Source organism: Fodinibius sp. GM108 (genome assembly GCF_058386985.1).
The window spans coordinates 70,032-83,164 of sequence record NZ_JBYEIR010000009.1; the positions used below are offsets into that span (position 1 = coordinate 70,032).

Consider the following 13,133-nt stretch of genomic DNA (forward strand, 5'->3'; position numbering starts at 1 on the left):
AAGTGTATTTAATTTTGAGTTCGGGCTCCCATCTCACTTTTTGCGTCATTAAGTGCTCTTTGCATACCATTGATAGCTTGACGGGCATCTTCCCCAGTATCTTCTACTTGTTGCGTGAGGGAATACACCGCTTCTACACCTTTGGTTGTCATATCGTTACGCAGATAAGATTCGATTTCGTTGGCAGCCGAAAGGTAAGAGTTAAGCGTTCTGGATAATTCGCCATTGCGCTCCATTACATCGTTGAATGCATCACTCACTTCTCGTCGGCGATCTTCGCTGCCGCTCCGAAGACTTTCGCTATCATAGGTATCTGCTTCTGACTGCCAGTGCGATAGATATTCCTCTTTTTCATCATTCATTTCTTCAACCAGATCGCTCAAATCTTCTCTCAGGTCTTCAACTTCACTAACATTATCGCTGAAGGAATTAAAAGCATCCTCAATATTTTCTTGGTTGGCATTTGCAACATCCTGCAGAGCACTCTCGGTTTGGGCTAGTTGTTCTGATATTTCATTAAGTTTCTCATTAACGTCATCCATTGAGGATATCGTCCCTTGCGCTGGATTTTGATTTGTCGTAGCGCATGCGGACAAGAAAAAGAGGAATAGCGATAGTGTAACTAGGTGTGTCAATCTCATATATATTGCTCCTTTTTGGGATTAAATTAGAAGTTAAAATTTTTCCCAAAGGAACAATATGCGATTAATTTTGAACTTGGTGTAAAAGTTGAGATTTCATTTATGTAATATCATTGGATACAAGTAGTTACACGAAATCAATTTTTGCGAATAGACTTTCCTTTTTCCTGACCATCTTTGATGGCAAGTTGGCCGCATCCGGCATCGATATCTTCACCGCGGCTGCGGCGGACGGTAGCGGTAATGTCGCGCGAGACAAGTTCCTGCATAAAAGCGTCCAGACGCTGCTCACGCGCTCGCTTCAATGCTACACCAGCTACATCATTGTACATAATGATGTTAACCTTACTGGGAACCCATTGTGCAATCTCGGCCAGTTGGCGGGCATCCTCGGGGGTGTCATTGAACTCATCAAACAGCAAATACTCATAAGTTATAGGCCGATGAAGCTTTTCATAATAGTGCTGTACGGCTTCTTTAAGTTGTTCGAGATTCATGGAGTTATTGATAGGCATGATCTCGTCGCGCTTCTCATCGTTGGCTGCATGCAGAGAAATTGCGAGGTTAAAAGGCTGACGCTCGTCGGCCAGTTTTTTGATCTGCTTGGTAAGCCCAACCGTAGAGATCGTTATGCGCTTGGGAGAAAGACCGATGCTTAATTCATCTGTTATGATATTGGCTGAATTAACCACAGACTCGTAGTTATGAAGCGGTTCACCCATCCCCATATAAACAATATTGGTGATGCCTTTACCGAATTTTTCTTCGCAAAGTTCATCGATATATTGAACCTGATCCACAATTTCGCCATGCGTTAGGCTGCGAAAAAATCCCATTTTACCTGTAGCGCAGAATGAACATCCGAATACGCATCCCACCTGCGAAGAAACACAAACAGTTAGTCGGTCGGCAGCGCCGTCGGGATAAAATTCAGGAATAAGAACCGATTCTACCTTATGTTCTTCTTCTCCCTGTAGCTTAAACAGGAACTTTATTGTTCCGTCCTTGGATTCCTGCTGCCGCACATGCTCGATTGTGGGCACTTTAGCTATTTCTTTAAGACGTGTTCTCAGATCTTTGGAGAGATTAGTCATCTCGTCAAAGCTGTGCACGCCTTTTTGATAAAGCCACTGAAAAAGTTGATCACTCCGGAACGACTGTAGGCCCATCTCATCCGTAAAGTCCCGCAGTTCGTCTTTCGTCAGGCTTTTTAAGTTAATTTTTTCGTCTGTAGTTGTCTGTGTAGTCATAACCGTTAAAATACAAATCCTTGGGCAGTGTTGTTAACTGATTCGAGGTGAAACTATTGTTTATATTCTGACAGGAAACACGCAGCCCTTTTCATCAAATCAGTACCTGCACTAAGAAAAGTGCGAAACCTACTTTCAGAGAACTACTTAAGAAACCACAGAGTTGCGCGGAGGATTACGCAGAGGCTATAAATATCTATAATAATATTGTGCTGTGTACCTCTGCGATTTCCTCCGATTACTCTGTGGTAATAAAATATGATGCGATTGAATTTAGCTGCTATCTCACCGATTGCTCGGGAGATAAGAAATTAAAAGGATGTCCCTTCCGGTCATCCAATGTACAGCAGAGATAACTCTAGCTCATAAAATCTACATCCAGCTCAATATTGACACCAGCCAGGGCCTTGGATACCGGGCAATTTTTCTTGGCGCCCTCTGCATATTCCAGGAAGGTATCTTCATCAATGCCATCAACATCAGCATCAACTTTTAGCACAATAGTTGTGATGGCAGGATCCCCGTCAACAGTTTCCAGCTGAACATATGCGTTCGTAGTTACTGATTCCGGTGAATAATCATCTTCTGCCAGATCTGCCGAAAGAGCCATACTGAAACACCCGGCAAGAGCGGCTCCGATCAATTCTTCGGGATTTGTTCCTGTTCCTTCTTTAAAGCGAGATTTAAAAGAATATGCCCCGTCAAAGGCTCCATTGCCGAACGACATATTCCCGTTACCACTTTGCAGATCACCATTCCATGTTGCTTTAGCTTCTCGTTTAGGCATATCAATAAATAATTTTATTAAAGCTCTTGTTCTAGATGTTGTAACATGCCCCGGAGCACTGTCATTCCAGCTACTTGAAATCAGCATCTTTTTCTTATTAAATCTGATTTTTTCATTAATTTCATTTTCTTACAGGAAAAGAAAAATCGTAATAAAGGAACGACGAATATGGGCCAGGAAATGGAGTCTGAATTTGTTGATGTGTACAGCACCCTCACTGAAAAACTGATCAACTGGCTGGAAACAGCCATTGCAATGCTTCCGAACTTGGTGATGGCACTGCTGGTGCTGATTGTCTTTTTTGTGGTTGGTCGTTTTGTACGCAAGGCGGTCAAAAGAATGCTGCAAAAAACAACAAGTAATAAAACGATCATCCATTTATTTGAGACCATTGTAGGGGTCTCAATTGTTGGCATCGGGATCTTCATAGCCTTAAGTATTCTGGAGCTCGATGGAGCTGTTACCTCTCTGCTGGCCGGTGCCGGTATTATTGGTTTAGCCTTAGGTTTCGCATTTCAGGATATCGCCTCCAATTTTATTTCGGGCATTATTCTGTCTATCCGTCATCCATTTGGTATTGGGGATATTATTGAGACTAATGATTTTTATGGGACGGTAGAGAAAATGAATCTGCGTAATACTATTATTCGCACGCCGCAGGGACAAGTGGTATATATCCCCAACAAGAGTGTATTTGAGAATCCTCTGGAAAATTATACGAGCAGTGGAGTGCGGCGGATAGATTTGGAATGCGGCGTTTCTTACGGCGATGATTTGGTGAAAGCAAAAGAAGTTGCCATCGATGCTATTAAGGATCTTGAAAATTACAATGCTGCCAAAGGAATAAATTTTTACTATACAGAATTCGGTGGCAGTTCAATTAATTTTGAAATCCATTTTTGGGTTAACTTTCAGAGCAATCCCGATTTTCTGTCCGCACGCAGCGATGCCATCATGGCTCTTACGAAGGCTTTTGATGAAAATGATATTATGATTCCATTTCCTATACGGACGCTCGATTTTGGAATTCGGGGTGGCGAAAAGCTGAATACAATGCTTGGTAATGGATCATCCAAACAGAAATAGAGATAGGTGGTTTTATTTCGATAGGCTATGGTTTCTTTTTGCTGTGAGTATTGAGCAGATTTGGTTATTTCACAGGATTCACAGAGAAGGCACGGAGCTGCACGTGCGCACACCGGTCCGAAAAGAAGCTCTGCTTTCAGCAGATAGTTACATTCCCAGGCAGGAGCTTGGTATGAGCGCCTTATCCCAACAAACGTAACTCCAAGCGCCTGCTTGGAGTATATCGAAGCAGCGCTTCGATGTACGGGCGGTATCAGAACGGGTAGTTTTGCTTTTACTTTTCGTTACGTATCAGAGGTACGTAACGAGGGTCGGGGAGCGGTAGTAAACTCTCTCTCAACTCTGGCGGAAGTCTGCGACTTGTGCCAAAATATAGGAAGCTCATTCGAGATCCCCCTATCACGAGCGCGGGAATTAATTCCCGCGCTAACGATATTTCTATTTCAACTGCCGTTCGAGAAACTCCATATACGATTCGTACAGCAAGTAATAACTGGCGGTATTAAAAGCTACGCCGTGGGCACCTGGTGGAAATATCTGTAGATCCACATTTATACCATTACCTGTAAGCTTCGTTAATAGCTGCATGGTATTTTGTACGTGCACATTTTCATCCATGGAAGAATGGGAGAGCAACAGATTATCTCGCAGATTCTCGGCATGAGTAAGCGGTGAACTCTGTTCATAGCCCTCTCGATTGTTTTCAATTAATCCCATATAACGTTCGGTATAAATACTGTCGTAAAATCGCCAGTCTGTCACAGGAGCAGTGGCAATGCCTGCATTGAATACTCCGGGATGTCTAAACAGGGTGTAGGTGGTCATATATCCACCGTAGCTGTGGCCCCTGATACCCATTCGCGTGCTGTCAATCCAGCTTTTCTGTCCCAAATACCGGGTTGTTTCTATATAATCATGTGATTCCCATTTACCCAGCTGCTTATAGACGATTTTTTCGAATTCAGATCCATAGCCCCCACTTCCTCGATTATTAATATTAACAATAACATATCCTTCCTGGGCCAGATATTGATTGAATGCATCCGATTCCCACTCATTATAGACCCCCTGCGAACTGGGACCGCCATAGATATTTAGCAGCAGGGGATAGCTTTCGGTCGAGTCAAAATCGATGGGCTTAATCATATAACCGTCGAGTTCTTGGCCGTCGGAAGTAGTAAAAGAAAAAAGCTCGCGCGGAGCATATACATGAGATTCGGTGAACTCCTTAACTGAACTATTATCTTCGAGTACTTCCAGCTGACCGTCTCGGGTACTCCAGAGCTCAACTTGTGTGGGAGTTGATGTATTGGAATAGCGGTTGATATAAAATCTTCCGTTAGGGCCCATACTGATATCGTGAGTACCCTCGACTTCGGTTATTTTTTGCTTATTTCCGCCGCTGAAATTGATAGTATACAGATGTCGCTGGAGTGGCGACTCTTCGGTTGAGGTGTAATAGATTCGATTGTTACGATAATCTACAGTGTGTACATACGTGACCTCCCATTCTCCATCTGTAACCTGATTTTTAAGGTCACCGTCGTAATTATAGCGATAAATATGACTCCAGCCGCTGCGATCCGAAATCCAGAAAAACTCTTCTCTGTCCTGAGGGAAGAAGAACAGGTGATCTATGCCGGCAAAAAAATCAAAAACATCAATCCACTTATCTGATTCTTCTTCCATCACTAATCGGTTGCTCCCGCTATTGATATCATTAAAAAATAACTTCAGATGATTTTGATCTCGATTTAAATGAACAATGGCAAGTTTATTTTCGTCAGCAGTCCAGTATATCCTGGGGATATAACCACCGTCTGGGATGTTCATCCATTGCTGTTCTGCAGATTCTGTACTTACAACTCCAATTCGCACATCCGGATTTTCGTCGCCTACCTTTGGATAGGGAATCTTCTCATATTCGGGATGCTGACCGGAATAGTCGGTCATCTGAAAAATATTTACATGTCGCTCATCAGTTTGCCAATACGCAATGTGTTCGCTGTCGGGTGACCATTCCCAAGCTTGTGCTAGCCCGAATTCTTCTTCATATACCCAGCCAAAACGTCCGTTGTAAAAATATTCTTCAGCGCTGTCGGTAAGCTGTGTTTCCTCTTCAGATGACAGATCATAGACAAACAGATTACCATCTCGCTCATATCCAATTTTAGAACCATCGGGAGATAATTCGGCTGTACGTGCATCTTCAACAAGCAGTTCCAGCGTTTCCTCCTCAACAGAGTAGAGGTAGTAGTCTGAAATACCCGAGTGACGATAAACCGGGCGAAAATTAGACTGAAAGACGAGGTACTTCGAATCGTCTGACCACTGAAACGAAGTGTATTCAAAAGTAGAATCCGAATTGGGAAATGTATAATCTTCATTATTGAAGATCAGTTCGTCATCTTCCGTTACCGGATCATAGGCACGAATATCCATACTTTCGGTTTCAGAATTGAACTGCATGTATGAATAGCGATTACCGTCGTCAATCCAGGTGACATTATTGGGACCGTTGGAGCCAGATAGTTGACCACTTTTTGAGAGTGCTTCTTTGACACTTGAATAGCGATTTTTTTCCTGGGCCCACGCTTGGCTCTGAAATACAAAACAGCTGAGTAATAAAGAGAGTGATATTAATCGTATTGAAAAGCGTAAATTGTAACTCATGATCTGGAATATCTGTTAAAGGATATAGACAAGTTGAGAACTTAATTAATTATTGGGCAGCGGAACAAATCAATTTTATAGTTAATGTCTTCTGGCAGGATGCTGGATTATTTAACCGATAAGTGTTTGAAATATGACCATTAGCGCCACGGAGATAGTGATTGTTGTGGCAACAGTGGAGGTATTACTTTCTTCCAGGGCATCGGGAATCAATTCTGCAAAGACCATCCAGATCATAGCACCGCCGGCAAAACCAAGCCCCATCGGCAGATAGGTTTGAAAAATTTCTACAAAGATAAAAGCGGGAACGGCCATCAGCGGCTGGGGCAGGCTTGAAAAAATACTCCACCACATTGCTTTGAGTGGTGATGATCCCCGAGGGACGAGCACCAAACTTATAGCTAATCCTTCAGGAATATTATGCACAGCAATAGCTGTGGTGATGAATAAGCCCAAATCGAGTCCGCCGCTGAATGAGACGCCTACACTTACACCTTCAGTAAATGAGTGCAGTGTCATAATACCTATGATCAGCAGTATTTTTGAGCTGTCAACCTTATTAATATTCTTGATCGAAAAAGTATTGTTATACCTGTTGAGGATTTTTTGACTGATGATGATGAAAATAAGACCAATGATGATACCGTAAAAAGTAAACCACAGATCATAATTTATTCCCTCGTAGATAAGGCCAAAGCTTGCAGCCAGCATCAGTCCAGAAGCAATGGCGTTGGAAATCCCCAGCCAGCCGCGGGTAAGATCCTTGATCAGGAAAAAGGGCAGGGCACCCAGACCCGTTGCGACGGCGGTAATCATCGCATAGAAAAAAACATCAGTAGCTGGATGTTGGAATAATTCTGACATAGGCTAATCCTTTTCAGTGCCGCCAATATAAACAGAGTCGAATCCTAATCCAGCATCTATATAGAATTTAGAATGGGATTAAATAGGATCGAATTGAAATATATTTTATTTCTCTCTTCAGCTGCTCTGCGGCTGAAGATCGGAAGAATGCTCTGCGTTCTGTCTGACTTGTGCAAAATTGATTCTCACGTTTTTTTTTACTTACTGCTAAAAGGAAGACCAAACCGTTAAGCGGAGCGTAAAGCACGTCCCGGCGCAGAGCACCGGTACGAGGTGAGGTTACTTTTTTAGATGCGGAGAAGAATCGATAGCCGATAAATTTAGAATAGAATTAAAAGTTTGTATGAAACTGCAATGAATCTGATCACTAGCAATAATCCCTGAGAATAAAAGGATAAAATAAGATATGAAGCTCACTTGAAGTGAGCTTACATTATTTAGTCCACTGATTCATCTGTGGGCATTGAGGATGGTAGTAATATTATTGGGAAGGCTAAAATCCTGCATCCTTTTGCACGGGAACTAATCCAATTTAAATCATTCCGTCAGTTCACTGATAATCTGATCCATTTTGTCCTCAAGCATTGTCGTTTTCTTGTCGTAATTGCTTCGGTTGGTGAGCTTGGTATTTACGCTGCAATAAAACTTTATTTTTGGTTCTGTACCTGAGGGACGTACTGAAACAATCGATCCATCTTCGGTAATAAACTGAAGCACATTGGAACTAGGCAGTTCTATGGAATCTACTTCATGAGTATCAATGTCTTTTGCTTCTTGTGATTTGTAGTCTTTGATTCTCACTACTTTAGAACCGGCAAGTTCTTCAGGGGGATTTTCACGATAATTGCTCATCATCTGTTTAATTTCTTCAGCTCCTTCACGCCCCCGTTTATAAACCGAAACAAGTTTCTCCCGAAAATAGCCATGCTCCAGGTAAATGTTCAGCAGGGCATCAAAAAGACTGCTGCCTTTATCTTTGTAGTAGGCGCCCATTTCAGCAATAATAACGGTTGAGACGATAGCATCTTTATCCCGCACATGATCACCGATAAGATAGCCGTAACTCTCTTCACCGCCGGCGATAAACTGCTTTTCACCTTCGAGCTTGGTCATCAGTTCTCCAATGTACTTAAAGCCGGTAAGCGTATTATAGCATTCCACGCCGTAATAATCGGCGATCCGATCAATCAGATAAGAAGTAACAATGGTCTTGACTATATATTCATTTCCGGAAAGCTTATCTGTCTCTTTCCAGGCATTAAGCATATAATTGATGATCAGTGTTCCTGTCTGATTGCCATTCAAAAGCACCCATTCGTCGTGATTATCTTTTACGGCAATACCTACGCGGTCGGCGTCGGGATCGGTAGCCATTACCAGCTCAGCGTCGATTTCTTTGGCTTTATTAAGCGCCAGTGTCAGAGCTTCCTTTTCTTCCGGATTGGGATATTCGACTGTAGGAAAGTCTCCGTCAAAAGACATCTGTTCCTCGACATATGTAACATTCTCGAAGCCATAGCGTTTGAGAGCAGGAGGAGCCAAAACGCCTGATGTACCATGAATGGGAGAGAAGACGATGCTGAGATCTTTTTGCCGCTGAATTTCAGCACGGGAAATGGAGAGGTCAAACAGAGCATCAAGATATTTGTCATCAATATCCTCTCCGATTGATTCGATATTCTCGGGATTACCCTCAAATTTAACATCTTCAATATTTTCAATCTTTTGTGCTTCTTCCATTACCTGTTCATCTTGCGGAGCTACTAACTGTCCACCGTCAGCGCCATAGGCTTTATAGCCGTTATATTCTTTGGGATTATGCGAAGCCGTAAGCATCACACCGCCGTGGCAGTCCAGTTCGCGAATCGCGAACGAAAGCTCTGGGGTGGGGCGGAGCCCATCAAATAGATATACATAAATGCCGTTTGCGGAGAATACATCTGCAACCACCTGGGCAAGTTCTTCGGAGTTGTTTCGGCAGTCGTGAGCGATAACAACTTTTACCTGCTCATCGGGATAGTTCTTTTTGAGGAAGTTGCTGAAACCCTGTGTGGCCATGCCAAAGGTATATCTGTTGACACGATTTGAGCCCACGCCCATAATGCCGCGCAGTCCTCCGGTGCCAAATTCCAAATCTTTGTAAAAAGCGTCGGTTAGCTCATCATACTTTTCATTCTCAAGTTTTTCTCTAATTATGGCTTTAGTCTGTTCATCAAAATTACCTTCGAGCCAGCTGTTAATATTGTTTTTAACTTTAGCGTCTAATGCTTCCATACTTTACTTTCTTTGATTTGTTTGATGAATTCTTATTGTTTTGCTACAGAGGGCTGATTCCATTTTACTTTTTTGATCATCAGCCAAATACCAATGGCTACAAGCGGAATGCTTAACCATTGTCCCATATTAAAGATCCAGTCAGAGGCGAAAGCGGCCTGTTCAATCTTTGTAAACTCCAGTAGAAATCGTCCGCTGAACAGTAGTGTCAGGAACAGGCTGAATAGTGAACCCTCTGGCGGATTTTTGTCATATGAATAATAGACTTTCCATAAAATACCGAATACAAAAACACAAAGTAGGGCCTCATAGAGCATTGTCGGGTGACGGGGAATCATATCGAGTCTGGTAAAAATAATGCCCCAAGCCATTTCTGTGGGTTCACCAATAATTTCTGAGTTCATAAAATTGCCTGTACGAATAAAGGCACCGGCGATGGCAACTACTACAACCACGCGATCGGCCAGCCAGAGGAAACTCATATCGCGCTTTTTGTTTGCAAACAGGTACATGGCAATGATAATTCCGATTGCCGCACCGTGGCTGGCAAGTCCACCCTGCCAGATAGCTAAGACTTCAGGAAGATGCCTCAGGTAGTACATGGGATCGTAAAAAATTACATGTCCCAGTCGTGCCCCTACAATGGTGGCAATCAGCACATACGTTAAAAGTTGATCAACCTCCAGCGGATCGCGTCCGGCATGGATAAACATCCGACGGGTCAGCCAAAATCCGACGAGAAAGGAGCTGGCAAATAATATGCCGTACCAGCGTGGACGGATGGGACCGATTTCACTGATTGTCGGTGAGGGCAAAACCAAGAAAATAAGTTGTCCCACTACGAGTGATCCGATTACCAATCCCCAGAATTTTCCTTTGGGTATGTCGGGTTCTTCGTTTGCGCGCAAATCATCAGGAACAAGGCGCTGATAGCCGAAATAAATAAATGCCAGCGCTACTACAATACCCCAGATAGCTACTGGAAAGGGCATGTGAATTGTTCCGAGATCAAATGCTACGGGGTCAACGTCCCAAATAATGTGATCAGATTGTTGCATGTATTTTAATAGTAGTGAGTAATGAGTATTGAGTAGTGAGTTTTGTACAATGTATGTTAAGGTGTCATCTCTTCCCAGATTCTTACTGGGGAAGGTTCAGGTGATACTGAGTAAGTAATTGCTTAATCATGGAATAATTAAGGTTTAAAAGCAACCCCTCTTACATCTCCTCCGACAGTTGTCGGAGGAGAATTGTTACCGCCTTAAAACTATTTATAGAAAGTCATTTATGGAAAAAATCTTAATAATCGGCACTCCAATCCCCTCCTTACAAAGGAGGGGTGTAGGGGTGGTTGCTAACTTGTTTCCATTTTCTTTATAGCAGAAGTTAAATATTTAATGACACCTGCAAGATTTTCTTTTATTTGAACATTTGTGAGTCGCAGTACTTCAATTCCATGATCGTTTAAGAATGCCGTCCGCATTTTATCGTGCTTTTTGCCTTGAAAGGTATAGTGAGATTCTCCATCAATTTCAATGGCAAGTTTTAATTTAGGGCAGTAAAAATCGACGATATAATCTCCAATTCCATGCTGTCTTCGGAACTTGTATCCAAGGAGATTTTGACCTTTTAATTTTGACCAAAGGATGACTTCTGCTTTGGTCATGTTACTGCGTAAATATTGTCTCTGTGCTTTTGTGCGTTTTGGATTAAATATTTTAGAATTTTTCTTATCCATATCTCCGGATCAATTCCAACCCCTCTTACATCTCCCCTTGTCTAAGGGGAGAATTTAAAATTGCTTCTAAGGATTAGTAGTAAATTATATAAATCATGATTCTAAGATTTATTTTCAGAAAATTAGATTTAATAAAAAATCTGTTAGCCGTTCTAATTCTTACCAGCACTATAATCCTCCTTACGATGGAGGGACGTAGGGGTGGTTGTTCATCTTAGCCTGTTATAGTCTTCACGCTTCAATTTTGAAGCTGGTGCCTTCGGGGCTATCCATCAGTTTGATATCCAGCTCTTCCAGCCGATCACGAATGGCATCAGAGAGTTCGAAGTTTTTCTCGTGCCGTGCCCTATTGCGGATCTCAATCAGCAGCTCAATAAGCTGCTCGGTTTTATCGTCGCCTGCAGCAACTGTCTCTTCTGCGGGCCATAGGCCAAGAACACCATCCACAAAATCCTGCAGGAAATCTTTGATATCGTCAATATTCTCAGGCGTTTCTCCACTATTAATCAGCTTACGGACTTTCTTCAGCTCATCAAAAAGGACCGCAATGGCCTGGGCGGTATTAAAATCGTCATTCAGTTTGCTTTCAAGCGACTCCTTCAGCGAATCAAGATCATATGGCTCACCGTCTCCGTCTTCAGCATTATTAATGGTTCGAATCATATTCTGCAGGCTGCGAAGCCCATTTTCGGCACCGGATAAAGCATCTTCAGAAAAATCGGTCGTGCTGCGATAATGGCTCTGCAGCAAAAAGAACCGGATAATTTGCGGGTCCCAGGCGCGGCTCAGTAATTCGTGATCGCCTCGGAAGAATTCATCAAGCGAAATAGCATTGCCGAGTGATTTACCCATCTTTTGCCCTTCGAGCGTAACCATATTATTGTGCATCCAATAGTTGGCAAAAGGCTTGTTATAGGCGCCTTCGCTTTGGGCAATTTCGCACTCGTGATGGGGAAACTGGTTGTCCATACCGCCACCGTGAATGTCGAAATGCTCCCCAAGATATTTCGTCGACATTGCCGAGCACTCTACATGCCAGCCCGGATACCCTAATCCCCAGGGGGAAGGCCACTTCATAATATGTCCGTCGTCGGCTTTTTTCCAGAGCGCAAAATCTTTGGGATCTTTCTTGTCACTGGCAGTTTCAATGCGAGTTCCACTTTCCTGCTCTTCAATATCGCGGCCACTGAGCTTGCCGTAATCCTCATCCGAGGAGACATCAAAATAAACGTTGCCATCGGTTTCATAGGCATGGCCGTTCTCGAGCAGTTTCTTGACCATCTCAATTTGCTCAATAATATGTCCCGTAGCACGCGGCGAAATATCGGGGCGTTCCACACCCAGCTTATCCATATCGCGAAAATAGTTGTACGTGTATTTTTCTGCGATCTCCATGGGCTCCAGCTGCTCAATTTTGGCTTGTTTTTCAAGCTTGTCTTCACCCTGATCTGCATCATCGGTCAGATGGCCAACATCTGTAATATTTTGCACGTAGCGGACTTTATATCCCAGGTAGCGCAGGTATCGCACCACTACATCAAAAGAGACATAACTTTTTGCATGGCCCAGGTGGGGATCCCCATAAACGGTGGGTCCGCAAACATAGATACCAACAAAGCCCTCTTTGATAGGTTCAAATTTTTCTTTTTTACGACTTAGCGTATTATAAATGTGCAAATCGGTCATAAAATGTTCTGTTTATCGCGATCTATGACAATTTAATCCAGCAAAGCTGAAAATACGAAAGAGGAATCCTATTGTCATTTCTAATTATTAGCTACATGAAACTTATATGATGACATCTTTTGTTAATATGATGC

Annotated in this window: 10 protein-coding genes; 1 reads left to right on the forward strand and 9 read right to left on the reverse strand. The window is 42.8% G+C overall.

Features of this window, described 5'->3' with window-relative positions; all coding sequences use genetic code 11:
- Window positions 1–8: 8 nt before the first annotated feature.
- From ACT3ID_RS15960 to ACT3ID_RS15970, 3 genes are all read right to left on the reverse strand, one after another.
- On the reverse strand, window positions 9–542 hold the full coding sequence (locus ACT3ID_RS15960; RefSeq protein WP_491543052.1) for a DUF2959 family protein: 534 nt from the start codon (window positions 540–542) through the stop codon (window positions 9–11).
- A gap of 236 nt (window positions 543–778) precedes the next feature.
- Complete coding sequence (rlmN, locus tag ACT3ID_RS15965; protein WP_491543053.1) at window positions 779–1,891, reverse strand: dual-specificity RNA methyltransferase RlmN; 1,113 nt, start codon at window positions 1,889–1,891, stop codon at window positions 779–781.
- A gap of 358 nt (window positions 1,892–2,249) precedes the next feature.
- Complete coding sequence (locus ACT3ID_RS15970) at window positions 2,250–2,678, reverse strand: OsmC family protein (RefSeq protein ID WP_491543054.1); 429 nt, start codon at window positions 2,676–2,678, stop codon at window positions 2,250–2,252.
- A 168-nt stretch (window positions 2,679–2,846) separates the two neighbouring features.
- On the opposite strand from ACT3ID_RS15970, the gene ACT3ID_RS15975 reads away from it, so the two are divergent.
- Window positions 2,847–3,764, forward strand: coding sequence for a mechanosensitive ion channel family protein (locus ACT3ID_RS15975; RefSeq protein WP_491543055.1), 918 nt, complete (start codon window positions 2,847–2,849; stop codon window positions 3,762–3,764).
- A gap of 438 nt (window positions 3,765–4,202) precedes the next feature.
- Here the strand turns inward: ACT3ID_RS15975 and ACT3ID_RS15980 are convergent, their stop codons facing one another.
- The 6 genes from ACT3ID_RS15980 to cysS form a co-directional block, all read right to left on the reverse strand.
- Window positions 4,203–6,437 carry a S9 family peptidase gene (locus ACT3ID_RS15980; RefSeq protein WP_491543056.1) on the reverse strand — a complete coding sequence of 745 codons (2,235 nt, stop codon included), beginning with the start codon at window positions 6,435–6,437 and terminating at the stop codon, window positions 4,203–4,205.
- A 111-nt stretch (window positions 6,438–6,548) separates the two neighbouring features.
- A complete protein-coding gene (locus tag ACT3ID_RS15985; protein WP_491543057.1) occupies window positions 6,549–7,301 on the reverse strand; it encodes a ZIP family metal transporter in 753 nt (250 codons plus the stop codon).
- A 537-nt stretch (window positions 7,302–7,838) separates the two neighbouring features.
- Entirely contained in the window at window positions 7,839–9,575 is a 1,737-nt protein-coding gene (locus ACT3ID_RS15990; protein WP_491543058.1) for a phospho-sugar mutase, read from the reverse strand.
- A gap of 32 nt (window positions 9,576–9,607) precedes the next feature.
- Window positions 9,608–10,633, reverse strand: a complete 1,026-nt coding sequence (gene lgt / locus ACT3ID_RS15995) for a prolipoprotein diacylglyceryl transferase (RefSeq protein WP_491543059.1) — start codon at window positions 10,631–10,633, stop codon at window positions 9,608–9,610.
- A 296-nt stretch (window positions 10,634–10,929) separates the two neighbouring features.
- Entirely contained in the window at window positions 10,930–11,313 is a 384-nt protein-coding gene (locus ACT3ID_RS16000) for an endonuclease domain-containing protein (RefSeq protein ID WP_491543060.1), read from the reverse strand.
- A 231-nt stretch (window positions 11,314–11,544) separates the two neighbouring features.
- The gene (cysS, locus tag ACT3ID_RS16005; RefSeq protein ID WP_491543061.1) at window positions 11,545–12,999 is read right to left on the reverse strand and encodes a cysteine--tRNA ligase; all 1,455 of its coding nucleotides are present in this window, start codon (window positions 12,997–12,999) and stop codon (window positions 11,545–11,547) included.
- Window positions 13,000–13,133: the final 134 nt, after the last annotated feature.